The sequence below is a fragment of the Thermoflexus sp. genome (assembly GCF_040289485.1).
Lineage (GTDB): Bacteria > Chloroflexota > Anaerolineae > Thermoflexales > Thermoflexaceae > Thermoflexus.
Genome location: NZ_PSLG01000003.1, coordinates 17277 through 33111, shown reverse-complemented (window position 1 = coordinate 33111; position 15835 = coordinate 17277). Strand labels below are relative to the sequence as shown.

General features: G+C 70.6%; 14 protein-coding genes and 1 pseudogene. 9 read left to right on the top strand and 6 right to left on the bottom strand.

From position 1 onward, the window contains the following. Positions 1-226: 226 nt before the first annotated feature. The 7 genes and pseudogenes from hemB to hemH all read left to right on the top strand — a co-directional run. Positions 227-859 (top strand): annotated as a pseudogene (gene hemB / locus C4313_RS01060) (porphobilinogen synthase); the annotation flags it as partial. A gap of 21 nt (positions 860-880) precedes the next feature. Beyond that, positions 881-1561 (top strand): chlorite dismutase family protein, encoded by a 681-nt coding sequence (locus C4313_RS01055; protein WP_352428025.1) that lies wholly within the window; start codon positions 881-883, stop codon positions 1559-1561. A 10-nt stretch (positions 1562-1571) separates the two neighbouring features. Beyond that, positions 1572-2597, top strand: a complete 1026-nt coding sequence (locus C4313_RS01050; protein ID WP_352428024.1) for a TIGR04053 family radical SAM/SPASM domain-containing protein — start codon at positions 1572-1574, stop codon at positions 2595-2597. 13 nt (positions 2598-2610) lie between these two features. Next, the gene (gene hemL / locus C4313_RS01045; protein WP_352428023.1) at positions 2611-3921 is read left to right on the top strand and encodes a glutamate-1-semialdehyde 2,1-aminomutase; all 1311 of its coding nucleotides are present in this window, start codon (positions 2611-2613) and stop codon (positions 3919-3921) included. Continuing rightward, positions 3911-4975, top strand: a complete 1065-nt coding sequence (hemE, locus tag C4313_RS01040; protein WP_352428022.1) for a uroporphyrinogen decarboxylase — start codon at positions 3911-3913, stop codon at positions 4973-4975. The genes hemL and hemE overlap by 11 nt, the downstream gene beginning before the upstream one ends. Continuing rightward, on the top strand, positions 4960-6360 hold the full coding sequence (gene hemG, locus C4313_RS01035; RefSeq protein WP_352428021.1) for a protoporphyrinogen oxidase: 1401 nt from the start codon (positions 4960-4962) through the stop codon (positions 6358-6360). The genes hemE and hemG overlap by 16 nt, the downstream gene beginning before the upstream one ends. A gap of 12 nt (positions 6361-6372) precedes the next feature. After that, complete coding sequence (gene hemH, locus C4313_RS01030) at positions 6373-7299, top strand: ferrochelatase (RefSeq protein WP_352428020.1); 927 nt, start codon at positions 6373-6375, stop codon at positions 7297-7299. On the opposite strand, the gene C4313_RS01025 is transcribed toward hemH, so the two are convergent. The 6 genes from C4313_RS01025 to C4313_RS01000 form a co-directional block, all read right to left on the bottom strand. Beyond that, entirely contained in the window at positions 7296-8189 is an 894-nt protein-coding gene (locus C4313_RS01025; protein WP_352428019.1) for an MBL fold metallo-hydrolase, read from the bottom strand. The two genes, hemH and C4313_RS01025, sit on opposite strands and share 4 nt — an antisense overlap. Positions 8190-8281: 92 nt before the next feature. Beyond that, positions 8282-9352 (bottom strand): LCP family protein, encoded by a 1071-nt coding sequence (locus tag C4313_RS01020; RefSeq protein ID WP_352428018.1) that lies wholly within the window; start codon positions 9350-9352, stop codon positions 8282-8284. A gap of 152 nt (positions 9353-9504) precedes the next feature. Further along, a complete protein-coding gene (locus tag C4313_RS01015) occupies positions 9505-10389 on the bottom strand; it encodes a patatin-like phospholipase family protein (RefSeq protein WP_352428017.1) in 885 nt (294 codons plus the stop codon). Positions 10390-10393: 4 nt separating this feature from the next. Further along, the gene (locus C4313_RS01010) at positions 10394-11218 is read right to left on the bottom strand and encodes a DNA methyltransferase (protein ID WP_352428016.1); all 825 of its coding nucleotides are present in this window, start codon (positions 11216-11218) and stop codon (positions 10394-10396) included. Next, positions 11202-12587 carry a dihydropyrimidinase gene (gene hydA / locus C4313_RS01005; RefSeq protein WP_352428015.1) on the bottom strand — a complete coding sequence of 462 codons (1386 nt, stop codon included), beginning with the start codon at positions 12585-12587 and terminating at the stop codon, positions 11202-11204. The genes C4313_RS01010 and hydA overlap by 17 nt, the downstream gene beginning before the upstream one ends. Positions 12588-12614: 27 nt before the next feature. After that, positions 12615-13349 carry a DUF554 domain-containing protein gene (locus tag C4313_RS01000; protein ID WP_352428014.1) on the bottom strand — a complete coding sequence of 245 codons (735 nt, stop codon included), beginning with the start codon at positions 13347-13349 and terminating at the stop codon, positions 12615-12617. Between the two features lie 194 nt (positions 13350-13543). On the opposite strand from C4313_RS01000, the gene C4313_RS00995 reads away from it, so the two are divergent. Both C4313_RS00995 and C4313_RS00990 read left to right on the top strand, forming a co-directional pair. After that, on the top strand, positions 13544-14548 hold the full coding sequence (locus C4313_RS00995) for a trypsin-like serine protease (protein ID WP_352428013.1): 1005 nt from the start codon (positions 13544-13546) through the stop codon (positions 14546-14548). A gap of 3 nt (positions 14549-14551) precedes the next feature. Further along, positions 14552-15823: a hypothetical protein gene (locus C4313_RS00990; RefSeq protein ID WP_352428012.1), complete on the top strand. Its 1272-nt coding sequence runs from the start codon at positions 14552-14554 to the stop codon at positions 15821-15823. The last annotated feature ends 12 nt before the right edge of the window (positions 15824-15835 follow it).

The following is a 15835-nucleotide window of genomic DNA, read 5'->3' as shown; positions in this document are numbered from 1 at the left end:
AGCACTCCACCGCATATTTTTCGACCTTTCCTCCGCTCGCACAACATGTTCGCCACGATGTACCGACGAAATGGCAAAGAGCGATCCCGTTGCGCTGATGGATTTCTAACGAAGCCGGAGTAGCATGGAGAGAGGCCCGCCGGGATCCCCGTCCCATGCGGTGCGGCGCGGTGGGCGCCGGGCCGCCTTCCCCGCATGCCCCTGGACCGTCGGATCGTTCGCTGGCCTCTGCGCCTACACCGACCACGGCCACTGCGGAGTCGTGCGAGACGGCCAGGTGGACAACGACGCCACATTGCCCCTCCTGGCCCGCATGGCCGTATCCCACGCGGCGGCCGGGGCGGATCTCGTCGCCCCCAGCGCGATGATGGACGGGCAGGTCCGAGCCATCCGGGAGGCCTTGGACGAGGCCGGCTTCCTCCACGTGGGGATCATGGCCTACTCGGCCAAGTTCGCCTCGGCCTTTTACGGACCCTTCCGGGAGGCCGCCGACTCGGCGCCCCGCTTCGGCGATCGGCGTGGCTACCAGATGGATCCGGCCAACGCCCGGGAGGCGCTGCGGGAGATCGAGCGGGACATCGCCCAGGGGGCAGACATCGTGATGGTGAAACCGGCCCTCGCCTACCTGGACGTGATCCGACAGGCCCGTCAGCGCTTCGATCATCCCATCGCCGCCTACAACGTGAGCGGCGAATACAGCATGGTGAAGGCCGCCGCCGCCATGGGCTGGCTGGACGAGACGCGGGCGATGCTGGAGATCCTGACGGCCATCCAGCGGGCGGGGGCGGATCTCATCATCACCTACTTCGCGAAAGAGGCCGCGCGGCTCCTCCGCGGGGAGATCCCGATGGCCCTCTGATCCCTTTCCGGAGGTCCCACGATGGAGAAGCCTGTCCTCGGCCATTTCGCCGTCTTCCGGTTCAGCGAGGCCTTCTGGTCCCTCCCGCCGGCCCAGCGGCGCGCCCAGGCCGCCGCGTGGTGGGAGGGCTTCCGCGGGATCGCCGCCGCGGTCCACCTCTACCAGGTGTTCCCGACCCGGACGGAGGCGGACCTGCTGATCTGGAGCGCAGAGCCTGTGGAGGACCCCGAGGCCCCGGCCCGGTTCTTCGCCCGTTTCGCCCGGGCGGCCAACGCCTGCCGCGCCCGGATCCAGCCGGTCCAGACCCTGTGGGGTCTCACCCGGCCCTCCCCCTATGCCGCCGGCCGCTCCCCCCAGGAGATCGACCCCTTCGCCCCGGAACGGGACCTCTACCTTATCGTCTACCCCTTCGTGAAGACGACGGATTGGTATTTGCTGAGCAAGGACGCGCGGCAGGGGATGATGAACGAACACATCCGCGTAGGGAGGCAATATCCGGCCATCCGGCAGTGGCTCCTTTACGCTTTCGGGCTGCAGGACCAAGAGTTCGTGGTGGTCTACGAGACCGCCGATCTGGCCCTGTTCTCCGACCTGGTCCAGACGCTGCGGGGAACGGAGGCTCGCCGCTACACCTTGCGGGACACACCGATCTACACAGCCCTCCGCCGACCGTCGGAGGAACTGTTCGCCGACCTCGGGTGAGGAGGGGGCGATGCGTTACGAAGAGCGGCCCCTGTTGATCTACTGGGAACTGACGCGGGCGTGCGAACTGGCCTGCCGTCACTGCCGGGCGGAGGCCATCCCCTGGCGCGATCCGCGGGAGCTCTCCACGGTGGAGGGTCTGGCCCTCCTGGACCGGCTGGCCGCCTTCGGCCCGCCGCTCCCCCATCTGGTCCTCACCGGCGGGGATCCCCTTCAGCGCCCGGACCTGTTCGACCTGATCGCCGCGGCGCGGGAGCGGGGCTTCTCGGTGGCCCTGACGCCCAGCGGAACCTACGCCCTCACCGAGGGGGTGATCCGGCGGCTGCAGGCGGCGGGGGTCTGGATGCTGGCCCTCAGCCTGGACGGGGCGACGGCGGAACGCCACGATGCCCTGCGCGGCGTGCCGGGCAGTTTCGAGGGGACGGTGCGGGCTGTCCGATGGGCGCGGGCGGCCGGCCTGCCGGTGCAGGTCAACACCCTGGTCTGCGCCGAGACCGTGGGAGACCTGCCGGCCATGGTGGATCGGCTGATCGAATGGGGGGTCGCCCGCTGGAGCCTGTTCTTCCTCGTGCCCACCGGCCGCGGCCGGGTGCTGCGGGAGATCTCCCCGGAGGAGAGCGAGAGGCTGATGCACTGGCTCCTCGACCTGGCCCCTCAGGTGCCCTTCTCGATCAAGACCACCGAGGCGCCCCACTACCGCCGCGTGGCCGTGCAGCGGAACGGCAAGGACGTGCCGGTGGAGATCCGGCGGGGCTTCGGGGTGCGAGACGGCAACGGGATCATGTTTGTCTCCCACATCGGCGAGATCTATCCGGCAGGCTTCCTGCCTCTCCCGCTGAGGGACGTCCGTCGGGAGGACCCGGTGGCCGTCTACCGGGAGCATCCTGTGTTCCGGGCCCTGCGGGATCCTGACCGCCTGAAGAGGAAATGCGGCCGGTGTCCCTTCCGGGCGATCTGCGGGGGATCCCGAGCCCGGGCCTACGCCGTCACCGGCGACCCCCTGGAGAGCGATCCGCTCTGTCCCTATTCGCCGTAACGGGGAGGCTCCGATGGCCCGCAACCCGATGCGCCCAGCGAAGAACTCCCAGCGCCTCTACGAAACCGCGCGGGGCCTTATGCCCGGTGGGGTCTCCAGCCCGGTGCGGGCCTTCCGGGCGGTGGGCGGCATCCCCCGCTTCATCGCTCGGGGCAAAGGCCCTTACCTCTACGACGTGGATGGGAACCGTTACATCGATTACGTCTGCGGGTGGGGGGCCTTGATCCTGGGCCACTGCCCTCCCCCTGTGGTCCGGGCGCTGCGCAGGGCCCTCCGCCGGGGGATCCTCTTCGGCGCCCCCACGGAGGCCGAGGTCGCCCTCGCCCGCCGCGTCCGCGAGGCCCTTCCATCGATCGAAAAAATTCGATTTGTCAACTCGGGGACCGAGGCGGTGATGAGCGCGCTGCGGGTGGCCCGCGCGGCGACCGGGAGGCCGAAGGTCCTTAAGTTCGCCGGTGGCTATCACGGCCACGCCGATTTCCTGCTGGCCCGGGCAGGCTCCGGGGTGGCGGCCCTGGGGCTTCCCGACAGCGCCGGCGTCTCCCCCCTCTGGGTCCAGGACACGCTGGTGGCCCCTTATAACGACCTGGCGGCCGTCGCCGCCCTCTTCGAGCGGTTCCCCGATCAGATCGCGGCGGTGATCGTGGAGCCAGTGGCAGGGAACATGGGCGTGGTGCCTCCCCGGCCGGGCTTCCTGGAGGGCCTCCGGGACCTCACCCACCGCTACGGCGCGCTGCTGGTCTTCGACGAGGTGATCACCGGGTTCCGGGTGGATCGGGGTGGCGCCCAGACCCGCTACCGCGTCACCCCGGACCTCACCTGTCTGGGAAAGGTCCTGGGCGGGGGGTTCCCCGTCGGCGCCTACGGCGGGCGGGGAGCACTGATGGACCGGGTGGCCCCGGAGGGCCCGGTGTATCAGGCGGGGACCTTCTCCGGGCACCCGCTGGGGATGGCCGCGGGCTTAGCCACCTTGGAGGCCCTCACCCCGGAGGTTTACGAAGGGCTGGAGCGATGCGCCGCGGCCCTGGCGGAAGGCCTGCGCGACGCCGCGGCCGCCGCCGGGGTCCCCGTTCAGATCCACCGGGTGGGATCGATGCTCAGCCTGTTCTTCACCGAGCACGAGGTGGTGGACGAGGCCACGGCGACGGCCACGGATCGGGGGCGCTACGCCCGCTTCTTCCACGCGATGCTCCAGCGGGGGGTCTATCTGCCCCCCTCGCCCCTGGAGGCGTGGTTCGTGTCGGCCGCCCACACCGAGTACCACATCGAGCGGACGATCCGGGCGGCCCGCGAGGCCTTCCAGGAGGTGGCCTGTGGCCTTTAACGACCGCTTCCTCCGGGCCTGCCGCCGGCAACCGGTCGACACCACCCCGGTCTGGTTCATGCGCCAGGCCGGCCGCTATCTCCCCGAATACCGGGCGCTGCGCTCCCGCTATGGCTTCCTGGCCCTCTGCCGCCACCCGGAACTGGCCGCGGCCGTCACCCGGATGCCGTTGCAGCGCTTCGACCTGGACGCCGCCATCCTGTTCTCCGACCTCACGCTCCCGCTGATGGGGATGGGCTTCTCCCTCGCCATCGAGGAGGCCGTCGGGCCGGTGGTCGAGCGACCAGTGCGGTCGGCCGCCGACCTCGCCCGCCTGCGCCCGCTGGAGCCGGAGGCCGACCTGCCCTTCGTGCTGGAGACCATCCGCATCCTCCGCCAGGACCTCTCAGTGCCCCTCATCGGCTTCCTCGGGGGGCCTTTCACCTTGGCCTGTTATCTGATCGAGGGACGGGCGTCCCGGGACTTCGCCCGGGTCCGGGCGTTGATGTTCGCCGAGCCGTCCCTCTGGCACGCCATGATGCGCATCCTGACCGAAAGCCTGCAGCGCTTCGCCCTCGCCCAGATCGCTGCCGGCGTCCACGCCCTACAGGTGTTCGAAAGCTGGCTGGGGGTGCTGAACCCGCAAGACTACCGGGCCTTCGTCCAGCCCTATCTGCAGGCCCTCATGGCCGCCCTCGCGCCCACTGGGATCCCGGTGATCTTCTTCGGAACCGGCACGGCTGCCCTGCTGGAGGCCATGCGGGAGACGGGGGGGACGGTGATCGGGCTGGATTGGCGGGTGCCACTGGATCAGGCCTGGGCCCGCCTGGGGAAGGGCGTGGCGGTCCAGGGGAACCTGGATCCCGCCGTCCTCCTGGCCCCCTTCCCGGTCGTGGCCGAGCACGCGGCGCGCATTCTGGCCCAGGCCGGCGGCCGGCCCGGCCACATCTTCAACACCGGCCACGGCTTGCTGCCGGAAACACCCCCTGACACCGTAGCGCGGCTGGTGGACTGGGTCCATGCCCACGGCGGGCGGGGCCCGGCGGCCGGGGGGGAGCCATGGCGCGGGTGGTGATCGTCGGGGGCGGGATCGCCGGGCTGAGCGCGGCCTACTTCCTGGAGCAGGCCCTGCGCGCCGGGCGGTGGCGGGGAGAAATCTGGCTGGTGGAGCGGGAGCGCCGCCTGGGCGGGAAGGTGGTCACGGAAGTGGAGGAGGGGTTCCTCGTGGAGGGGGGCCCAGATTCCTTCCGGGCCCTCCAACCGGAGGGCGTCGCCCTCCTGCGGGAACTGGGATTGGAGGAGGAGGCGGTGGCCCCGCAAGAGCGGACGGTTTTCGTGTGGCGGGGCGGGAGGCTCCATCCGATCCCGGACGCCCTGCTCCGCCTGGAGCCCCGGCCGGCGGCCCTTTGGAGGATAGCCGCGCTGCTCGGGTGGAGGGGATGGCTGCGCGCCCTGCTGGAGCCGTGGATCCCCCCGCGCCGGGCGGATGGGGATGAGCCCCTGGCGGCGTTCCTGCGGCGCCGGTTCGGGCGCGCTTTCGCCGAGGGGATCGCCGAGCCCTTGCTGGCCGGGATCCATGCCGGCGATCCGTGGCGGCTGAGCCTCCAGGCCTTGTATCCCCAGTTCGCCGAGCTGGAGCGCCGCTGGGGGAGCCTGGCCCGGGGGCTTCGGGCCCGCCCCGTTCCGTCCTCGCCCGGTCCTGCCTTCCTGTCCCTCCGGTCCGGCATGGGCGCCCTGGCCCGGCGGCTGGCCGCCGCCCTTTCCCACACGCACCTGCTCCTGGGGCGCTCGGCCGTCGGCCTCGCAGCCCAACGCACCGACCGGAGGGTCCGCTACCGCGTTGCCCTGGACGACGGCACCTCCCTGGAGGGCGAAGGGGTTCTGCTCGCCGTCCCCGCGCCGGCGGCCGCCCCGTGGATCGCGGGGCTCCTCCCGGAAGCAGCCGCCCTGCTCCGCCGCATCCCCTTCGCTTCCGTTGTGGTCCTTTCCCTTGCCTTCCGGCGGGAGCAGGTGGGCCATCCGCTCCGGGGAAGCGGCTTCCTGGTCCCCCGGACGGAGCCCTTCCCCCTGACGGCCTGCACTTGGTCTTCCTCCAAATGGCCCCATCGCGCGCCCCCCGGCTTCGTCCTCCTCCGGGCCTTTATGGGATCGGCGGACCGCCCGCCGCCGCTGGACGTCCCCGACGAAGTGCTGATCGCGCAAACCCTCCAGGCCCTGCGCCCGGTCCTCCGCCTCCAGGGGGATCCCATCCGCGGATGGGTGCACCGTTGGCCGGAGGGGCTCCCGCAATACGAGGTGGGCCATGGGGAACGGATGGCCGCCCTGGCACGGATGCTGGCGATCTACCCGGGCCTGCTCCTGATCGGCGCTTCCTACCGTGGGATCGGCCTGCCAGATCTCATCCGCCAAGCCCGCGAGGCGGCGCAGCGCCTCGTGGCCCTTTTGCAGGAGAACAAATGAACGGAGGTGGGAATGGCGCGCATCGGGATCTTGCTGATGGCTTACGGGACGCCGCGCTCCCTCGCGGAGGTGGAGGCTTACTACACCCACATCCGGGGCGGCCGTCGGCCGTCCCCGGAGCAGGTGGCGGCGCTGCAGGAACGCTACCGCCGGATCGGCGGCCGCTCCCCCTTGCTGGAGATCACTCAAGCCCAGGCCCGCGCCCTGGCGGCCCGCCTGGAGGCCATGGCCTTCGGCCATACATTTCGGGTGCGCATCGGCATGCGGCACAGCCCCCCGTTCATCGAGGAGGCGGTGGCCGATCTGCTGGCGGAGGGCATTTCGCAGCTGGTGGCCATCCCGCTAGCCCCTCACTATTCCCAGATGAGTGTGGGCGCCTACCATGCCGCCGTCCGCCGGGCGCTGGCCGATCGGGGCGCCGACATCGCCCTCCTGGAGATCCATCGCTGGGGAAGCCATCCCCTCTTCCTGAGGGCGGTGGCCATACGGCTCCGGGAAGCCCTGGAGGGCCTCCCGCCGGAGGCCACGCACGTCCTCTTCACGGCCCACAGCCTCCCGGCCCGGCTGCGGGCGGAGGGAGATCCCTACGAGACGGAACTGCTGGACTCGGCCGGGCGGGTGGCCCGGCTGCTCGGCCTGGAGCGCTGGACCTTCGCCTATCAGAGCGCCAGCGCCACTGGGGAGCCCTGGCTGGGCCCGGATCTGCTGGAGGTCCTGACGGACCTCGCCCGGGAGGGGCAGGTCCGTCATGTGGTCGTCTGTCCCATCGGCTTCATCGCCGACCACCTGGAGGTCCTTTACGACCTGGACGTGGAGGCCCGGGAGCACGCGGAGCGGCTCGGGTTGACCTTCCGGCGCTCCCGTTCCTTGAACGATGACCCGCTCCTCATCGAGACGCTGGCGGCGCTGGTCTGCGAGGCGATCGGGGGATCCGCTTAGGAGGTGCGAGAAGCGGGGCGGCGCTCGGATTTGGCCCCTGCCCCCCGGCGGGCGGGCGGGGCCTCAGCGCTCAGGCGCTGATACAGGGCCACTAGGTTCCGGCGGTGGAGTTGGGGGGCCAGCCCGTTGAGGGCGATGCGCGGGATCCCGCAGCTTTCCACGTCGATCTCCCGCAGCGCCTCCTGGGGCTTCCCCTGCTGGAGATAGCGCCGGACCTCCCGCACGATGGTGTTCAGGTAGTTGAGATGGCCCTGGATCACGTCCGGCACCTCTCCGCGCAGGATCGGCTCGCCGTGGCCGGGGACCAGGGTTTCGATGGAGAAGCCACGCAGATGCTCGAGGGTGGCCGTCATCTGATCCACATCCCCATCCACGATGTAGGGGATGGGCATCACCACGTCCCCGGCGAAAAGGACGCGGTCCTCCCGCACGTAGACGGCCAGGCCGTCGGCGGAATGTCCAGGCGCCGGGAAGATGTGAAGGGTCTTGTTGCCCAGGCGGAGCACGAGATCCCCTGCCTCCACCAGCACATCCGGCAGGCGCAGGGTGAGGCGGGCCAGGGAGGGCTCCTGGGCCTTGGCCTCCCGGAGCGCCTGTTCCCCGCGCTCCTCCAGCCGCTGGCGGCAGAGGGCGTGGGCGATGACCACCGCGTCGGGGAAGAGGCAGGCGCCGAAGGTGTGGTCGGCGTGATAGTGGGTGAAGATGATGTAAAGGGGGCGCCCCTCGGCTTCCTCCCGGACCAGGGAGACGATCCCCTCCGTCTCCTCCGGGAACGGCAGGGTATCGATCACCACGATCCCTTCCGAAGCCAGGACCACCCCGGCGTTCACCTGGGCGTAGAAATCGCTGGTGAAGACGTAGATATCCTCGGTGATCCGATCCCGCTGCATGGGCAGGAGATCCCTCCCGGGAGCGTCGAACCGGCCGCCTTCCTCACAGGCATTTTAAGGGGGCAATGGACGGGCGTCAACCGCGCTCCGTCTCAGCGCTCCCACTGGAAGGCCTTCACCACATCGGCCAGCGCCCGACGGTCCGGGATCAGGACGGCAGCCCCACCGGGGGTCTGCCACGGGCGGACCATGGACGGCTCCACCGCCAGCAGGCGGATGCGATCCTCGAGGACACCCCGAGCGAACTGGGCGATGGCCAGCATCTCTGGGACGCTGAGGTCCGTTTGCACCGAATCCCCCAGCGTCCGGAGGATCTCGGGGATCTGGGGAAGCCCCCGCAACGAGAGGACCTTCGCCCGCAAGGCCATGAGGACCTGCTGCTGCCGCTTGAGGCGGCCGAAATCGCTGTCGGCGTGTCGGGTCCGGACATACTTCAACGCTAGGTCCCCGTCCATATGGATGCGCCCAGCGGGGATCACCAGGCGCTCCGTCCGGTAGTCGTCCGTGGGATAGGCGTTGTCCACGATGGTGCGGGGGACCTCCACCTCGATCCCGCCGACCAGGTCGATGATCCTCTTGAAGCCGTTGAAGTCCAGGATGACGTAGCGATGGACAGGAAGGCCGAAGTTGTAGGCCACCGTCTGCTTGGCCAGTTCCCCGCAGCCCCCCAGATGATAGTAATCGCCGTAGAAACACGCGGTGTTGATCCGGCTTTGTGAGATCCCCCGCTCCTCCAGCCCGGGGATCGGCACATAAAGATCGCGGGGGATGGAGAGCACGGAGATCGTCTGGCTGATGGGATCTAAGCCGATCAGCATAATCGCATCGGAGCGGACGGGGACCTCCCGCTCCTCCGGCCGGCGATCCACCCCCAGGATCAGGACGTTCAACCGCCCGGGGACCGGCCAGACGGGGGCGGGGCTGAGCCACTCGATGGGGTTGAGCATCCGCCCGACCTCGGGAAGAGGGGGCAACCCCAGGGGACCGCTCCCGGGCGCCCCCATGCCGGCCATGGCGCGCCAGCGCTGGGCCCGCGCGGCCATCACCACGGCGATCCCCAGCCAGACGGAGAGCATCGTCGAGGCCAGCAAGATCACGGCGAACAGCCGGTAATAACGCCCGGACGAGGCTGGCCTCGCCGGGGGAGAAGCCGTTGGTGCCATCGGAATTCCGCCTCCCCGTCGAAGTCGCCGCCCCGGCGGAAGGGCCGAGGCCGGCCTTTATTTTAACGTTCCATGCGGGGACACGCCCAGACGTCGTTTCAGGGATTGACAACAGAGGCCGTCAGGTGCTCCCGGTCCCCACCGGGCGGCGGTCAGGTCACTTCCCAAGCGGCGAGGGCGCGCCGAGCGTCGGCCTCCCCCTGTCGGATCAGCCGCTCGGTGCCCTCCCGGTCGTAACGGAGGATCCGGGAAAGGGGGAGCGGCGTCGCCGGGGCGATGATGCGGCAGCGGATCTCCCGATGGGTGGGCTTCCAAGGTTGACCTCGGCGCACCGCCTGGTTGACGGCGAGCAACTGCCGGTAATCGTTCTCGAAAGTAGCCAGCAGCGCTAGGTCCAAGACCATGGCCAGGACGTGGAGCGGATGGCGGGGACGGGGCCATCCTCCGGCTTCCCCGGGCATCGGGGCCAAGAGCACAACCACGATCTCATCCGCCCCCGCCTCGATGGCGGCGTTGAGCGGCGTGTTGGCCATCACCGCGCCGTCCCAAAAGAACCCCTCCCCGACGTGGGTGGCCGGGTAGATCCAGGGGATGCTGCAGCTGGCCAGCAAATGCTCCGGGCCGACGCGGACGGCCTGGGCTTTGGGGACCGGCCGGGTGGCGAAGACCACAGGGCATCCCCGTCGGATGTCTGTCGCCAGCACCAGGAGGGTGCGGGGGTTCTGAGGGTCGTTGAGCCGGTCGAAATCCAGATGCCGCAGGAGGGTGGCCCGCAGGGGGGCAGTGGTGAAGAGGCTCTCCCAGAACCGGAAGTGGAGCCGGTGCACGTGGCCGGTCCGCAGGCCCCGCCAGAAATCCGCCAGCCGCTCGGGGGTCCAGCCAGCGGCCAGGGCTGCGGCGTTGACCGCGCCGATGGAGGTGCCCACCAGGATCTCCGGGGTCCACCCCGCCTCGAAAAGGGCCCGGACAGCCCCCACCTCATAGGCGCCCCGCCCGCCCCCGCCGGAGAGCACCAGCGCCCGTCGCCCCGCTGCCATCGGCTCACCTCCCGGCCCGCCTTCCCCGTCGCATCTTCTGGAAGAACATCACGTATTCGTGCCGGAACACATAGAACCCCTCTTTCAAGGCGCGGTAGCGCCAGAGATGGTGCTGGCCCCGCTTCCCGCGGTTCTCGTGGATGTCCTTCACGCAGATGCTTTTGAGGCGGAACCCGCGCTCCAGCACGCGCTCCATCGCCCGGAAACCCAGGGGGATCCATTCCCCCCGCGCGTATCTGTCGCCGATCACCAGGACCAGGTAGCGGCCCTCCTCCAGCAGCGGAACGAAATTGTCCAGGACCTGGGCGAAGCGGCGGTAGAATTCCTCCTCGTCTGGCGCGTTGCTGAGGTCGGCCTCGAGATCGCTGAACCGGATGATGTTGTGATAGGGAGGGTGGAGGATCAGCAAATGGGCGGCGGAGAACCCCCAGCGCCGCATCTGGGCGCGCACCGCCCGCTGGATCTCCGGGTTCTGGCTGTCGCCGACCAGGATCCGGGTCCGGACGCCGCCCCGACGGGGCTCCCGGGCCACCAGCCGGCGGGCTCGCGCCGCCACCTCAGGGACCAGTTCCACGCCGATGCCGAAGCGGCCCAACCGCCGGCACTCGATCAGGGTCGTCCCCAGGCCCAGGAAGGGATCCAGCACCAGTTCCCCCGCTCGGGTGAAGCGCAGCATGGCCTGGCGCGGGATCTGAGGGACGAAGTTGCCCCAGTATTCCGGGGTATGCATGCCGCTGTTGTCCCGCGGGCCCAGCAGCCAGAGGCTGTCGGTGAGGATCTCGGTGTATTCCCGCCAGCGCCTCAGGTCCAGGTCATTGACCGGATGCATCGCGGGCCCATCCCTCCGCCGGCCGGGCCGCCTGGAACCGGCCCCAGCCGGGCACCCCCCGGAACTCCCCTTCCTCCACCACCACCTGGCCGCGGACCAGGACGAAGCGCGCCCGCCCGCGGACCGTCCAGCCTTCGTAGGGAGTGTAGCCGGCGATGTGGTGTAGGCGGGCAGCGGTGAGGACCCATTCCGGCTCCGGATCGTAGATCACCAGATCGGCGTCGGCCCCCGGCTGCAGCGTGCCCTTGCGGGGGTAAAGCCCGAAGAGCCGGGCCGGGTTCGTCGCGCACAGCCGCACCAGATCCGGCCAGCGGATCCGGCCCTCCACCACTCCGAAGGTGTAGAGCAAGGGGAGCATGGTCTCCAGCCCCGGCAGCCCTCCAGGGGTGGTGGGGAACATGCCGGTGGCCGTCTTCTGGCTCAGGGAGTAATCGCAGTGATCGGTCCCGACGGCGGCGATCCAGCCCCGACTCAGCCGCTCCCACAGGCCCGCCCGCTCGGCGGCGGGCCACAGCGGCGGCTGGAGGATATACCACTCCGGGTGCGGCCCCGCGTAGGCCGTCTCGTCCAGCAACAGATACTGCGGGCAGGTCTCGGCGAAGGCCGGCTGTCCCCGCAGGGCGGCCTCGTGCACCAGGTCCACGGCGCGGGCCGTGGAGCAGTGGACGATGTAAACCGGGGCGCCCGCCTCGGCGGCCAGGAAGAGGACGCGATGGACAGCCTCCACCTCCGCGAGGGGCGGCCGGGAGCGGCCGTGCTCCCGCAGCGAGGTGCGGCCCTCGGCTTTGAGCCGCTCCGTCGCCTCGGTCACCAGGGCGTCGTTCTCGCAATGGACCATGGTCATCCATCCGAAGGCGCCGGCCGCCCGCATCAGGCGCAGCACGGTGGCGTCGTCCGCGTAGTAGTTCGGGCGATAGGTGGTGTAGAGCTTGATGCCAGCCACCCCCCGCTCCACCAGCCGGTGCAACGCCCCCTCCCGCCCCGGGGGGAGATCCGTCACCATCATGTGGAGCGCGTAATCCACCACCGCCTTCTCGCGGGCCTCCTCCAGGCGGGCCTCCAGGGCCTCCTCCAGGGATTGGCCCCGGAACTGAGTGGCGAAGTCGATGACGGTGGTGACGCCCCCGAAGGCCGCCGCCCGCGTCCCGATGAACCAATCGTCGTCGGTGCGGTAGATCCCGGTGTCCAGGGCGATGTGCACATGGGGGTCGACCAGGCCGGGCAGCACGAAGCACCCCCCGGCGTCCAGGACGGTCTCCCCGGGCTGCGGAAGGAGATCGCCGACGGCGGCGATGCGCTCCCCCTCCACCCGGAGATCAGCCCGCAGCATCCCCTCCGCCGTGACCAGCGTGCCGTTCCGGATCAACATCGGGGCCTCCTGCGCGCGATCGCCCGGTCAGGGCGCGGTCAACGGGATGCCCAGCCGCATCAGGAAGGCGTTCACGGTGGGGCTCAGGGCGACCAGCAAGGGGGCGACGATGAGGCCGGGCAGGAAACTGGCCACCCGCACCCGCTTCAGATCCAGCAGCAGCAGCCCGATGCCCAAGATCATCGCCCCCCCCACCGCCGTCATCTCGGCGATCATCGCCTCGGTGAGGAGGGTGCGGAAGAGGCCGGCCCCCAGGGTGAGGGCCCCCTGATAGACCAGGACGGTGAGGGCAGCGAACATCACCCCGATCCCCAGGGAGGCGCTGAAGGCCAGGGCGGCGAAGCCGTCCAGGGTCGCCTTGATGGCCAACAAGGTGTAGTTCCCGGTGAGGCCATCCTGGATGGATCCCAGGATGGTCATGGGGCCTACGCAGAAGACCAGGCTGGCGGTGACGAAGCCCTTCACGAAGGTGCTGCCCTCGGGGTTCCCGCCGGAGAAGCGGGCCTCCAGCCAGCGCCCCACGGCCTGCAGGCGCTCCTCCAGGCCGAGGGCCTCGCCGATCACGCCGCCCACCAGCAGGGAGGCCAGCATCAACAGCGGGCTCTTCGTCTCCATCGCCATGCGCATCCCAATGACCAGGGTCATCAGCCCCAGGCCGCTGAGCACCGTCCCCCGGAGGCGTTCCGAAAGGTGTCGGCCCACCGCCAGCCCGGCGCCGCTGCCCACCACCACCGTCGCCACGTTGATCAGCGTCCCCACCATCCACCTGCCCTCCTGGCGCTGGGGAGTGGAAGCGAGAGACGCCCCTCCCCAACGCCCTGAACACCCAAAAGCATACCGGAAACCGACCCCGAAGGCATAATGGGGGAAGGCCGGTTCCCACCCCCGGGGAAAGCCGTTAAACTGAAGGACCTGAGGCCAAGGAGGGACCTCGCCGTTCCCAAAGGAGGATGCCCATGGTTGCGGACTGGCGACCACTGGCCCAGGTCAAAGCCGCCCACCTCCCCCGCCTGCTCACGCGCCGCCATGTGGTCGGGGTGGGGATCGGCTATAAGACCAAGGGCGGTCAGGTCTTGGATGTCCTCAGCGTGGTGGTCTCGGTGGAACGGAAGGTCCCCGCTGCGCAACTGGCCCCCTCCGACCTCATCCCGCCAACCCTGGACGGCATCCCTACCGACGTGGTGGAGACCGGCCGGTTCCGGGCCTTCCAGGATCCCACGCGCCGTTACCGGCCGGCCCCTCCCGGCGTCTCCATCGGGCATCCCCTGGTCACCGCTGGGACCTTCGGATGCGTGGTCCGGCGGGGGGAAACCCTCTTCATCCTGAGCAACAACCATGTGCTGGCCGCCACCAACCGGGGGCGCCCGGGGGACCGGATCCGACAGCCCGGCCCGGTGGACGGCGGGACGGTGGCCGACGAGATCGCGGAACTGGTGGCCTTCGTCCCCATCCGGTTTGACGAGGAGCCGGCCACATGTCCGTGGGCGGAGCGCCTGGCGCGCTGGCTGAACGCGATCCTGGAGTGGATCGGCTCCTCCCATCGCCTGCAGGCCGTCCGACAGCCGGTGGCCCTGAACGAGGTAGACGCTGCCATCGCCCGCCCCTTCAACCCCGCCGACGTCACCCCGGCCATCCTGACCATCGGGATCCCGAAGGGGGTGGCCGCCCCTGCCCTCGGGATGGAGGTCCAGAAGTTCGGCCGCACCACGGGCTACACCCGGGGGCGGATCCTCCAGGTGGATGTCACCGCCCGCATCGACTACGACGGCCGGAGGGCAACCTTCCACAGGCAAGCGATGGCGGGAGCGATGAGCGCTCCCGGGGACTCGGGCTCGGCGATCCTGGACCTGAACGGCCGCCTGGTCGGCCTGCTCTTCGCCGGCTCGGAGACGACCACCCTGATCAACCCCATGGAACGGGTCCTCCAAGCCCTGGGCGTCGAGGCCGTGGTGGAGGCATGAGCGATGGTGGGACTGGCGTGGCTGTGGCCCCTGGGATGGATGGGAGTGCTCTGGGCGGGGATGGACGAAGAAGCGGCGCGCCGGGCGCTGGGGCGGGGCCTGGCGGCGGCGACGGCCGCCCTGATCGCCTGGGGCATCAGCGGCTTCGGCTTCGCCTTCGGCGGGATGGGGCTGTGGACGGAGGCGACGGCCTTCCAGGCCCTGCGGCGGGTCTACACCTTGGGGGCCGATCCCCAGCCCATGTGGAGCCTGGTGGGCTTGAGCGGCTTTCTTCTCTCCGGGATCGACCGGGAGCCGGCCCTGGCCGCCCTCTGGCTCCATCACGCGCCGGCGGTGGCCGTCGCCGCCCTCCTGCTCGGGATGGGCCTGGAGGGCATGGCCGTCGGGCCGGCCGCCCTCTGGGGGGCATGGCTGGGCGGCCTGGTCCTCCCGATCGGGAGCCATTGGGTCTGGGGGAACGGGTGGTTGAGCCGCCTGGGCACGACCCTGCGCCTGGGCCACGGCGTGGTGGATCCGGCCGGAGCCGGCGTCCTCTTCGTGGTGACGGGCGGGGCGCTGGGGGGGATCCTGGGCGCCTGGGGGCAGCGGCGGCCATCCCCCGAGCCGACCCTCCCGCCGGTGCATCTCCCCCTGCTCGGCGGCTGGGGGAGCCTGTTGATCGGCGTGGGCTGGCTGGCCTGGCTGGAGGCGGACCCCCTGCGGACGATGCAGCCGATGCCGGACAGCGCCCTGATCGCCCGCAACGCCTGGCTGGGCGCCTTGGGGGCCGTGCTGGGGGCGTGGCTCTACACCGGCGTGGTCGCCCGGCAGGCGGACCTCCTCATGGGCGTGCGGGCCCTCGCAGTGGGATGGGTCTCCGGGCTGACGGCGGCACCGTTCACCGGGCCGTGGCTGGCCGGGGGGTGGGGCCTGCTGATGGGGCTGGCCACGCCGATCCTGGTGTATGGGCTTCGACGCCGGGGGCAGACGCCCCAGAGCCTGGCCTTGCTTTATGGACTGGCAGGGGCAGCCGGCTTGCTGGCCGTCGGCCTGCTGGCCGACGGCCGGGCTGGGGCCGGCTGGAACGGCGTCGGGACCTCGTCCTTCATGGGGCGCGCCGGCCTGGGGGTGGTGGGGGTTCCGGGATGGGGATCCCCCCCCGATCCGGGGCAACTGACCGCCCAGATCGTGGGCCTTCTCGCCCTCGGGGCGTGGGGGGCCTTGGCGGCGGGGGGACCTGCGGCCCTCGCCCGCTGGCTGTGGGCCCGCCGCTGGGGCCGCTCTCCACGCCCATGATGGCCGCGCACC

What these genes read in the sequence shown, in the direction of transcription:
- C4313_RS01055 (WP_352428025.1), top strand. Translation starts at nt 881, where the DNA reads ATGGAGAAGCCTGTCCTCGGCCATTTCGCCGTCTTCCGGTTCAGCGAG.
- C4313_RS01050 (WP_352428024.1), top strand. Translation starts at nt 1,572, where the DNA reads ATGCGTTACGAAGAGCGGCCCCTGTTGATCTACTGGGAACTGACGCGG.
- hemL (WP_352428023.1), top strand. Translation starts at nt 2,611, where the DNA reads ATGGCCCGCAACCCGATGCGCCCAGCGAAGAACTCCCAGCGCCTCTAC.
- hemG (WP_352428021.1), top strand. Translation starts at nt 4,960, where the DNA reads ATGGCGCGGGTGGTGATCGTCGGGGGCGGGATCGCCGGGCTGAGCGCG.
- hemH (WP_352428020.1), top strand. Translation starts at nt 6,373, where the DNA reads ATGGCGCGCATCGGGATCTTGCTGATGGCTTACGGGACGCCGCGCTCC.
- C4313_RS01025 (WP_352428019.1), bottom strand. Translation starts at nt 8,189, where the DNA reads ATGCAGCGGGATCGGATCACCGAGGATATCTACGTCTTCACCAGCGAT.
- C4313_RS01020 (WP_352428018.1), bottom strand. Translation starts at nt 9,352, where the DNA reads ATGGCACCAACGGCTTCTCCCCCGGCGAGGCCAGCCTCGTCCGGGCGT.
- C4313_RS01015 (WP_352428017.1), bottom strand. Translation starts at nt 10,389, where the DNA reads ATGGCAGCGGGGCGACGGGCGCTGGTGCTCTCCGGCGGGGGCGGGCGG.
- C4313_RS01010 (WP_352428016.1), bottom strand. Translation starts at nt 11,218, where the DNA reads ATGCATCCGGTCAATGACCTGGACCTGAGGCGCTGGCGGGAATACACC.
- hydA (WP_352428015.1), bottom strand. Translation starts at nt 12,587, where the DNA reads ATGTTGATCCGGAACGGCACGCTGGTCACGGCGGAGGGGATGCTGCGG.
- C4313_RS01000 (WP_352428014.1), bottom strand. Translation starts at nt 13,349, where the DNA reads ATGGTGGGGACGCTGATCAACGTGGCGACGGTGGTGGTGGGCAGCGGC.
- C4313_RS00995 (WP_352428013.1), top strand. Translation starts at nt 13,544, where the DNA reads ATGGTTGCGGACTGGCGACCACTGGCCCAGGTCAAAGCCGCCCACCTC.
- C4313_RS00990 (WP_352428012.1), top strand. Translation starts at nt 14,552, where the DNA reads ATGGTGGGACTGGCGTGGCTGTGGCCCCTGGGATGGATGGGAGTGCTC.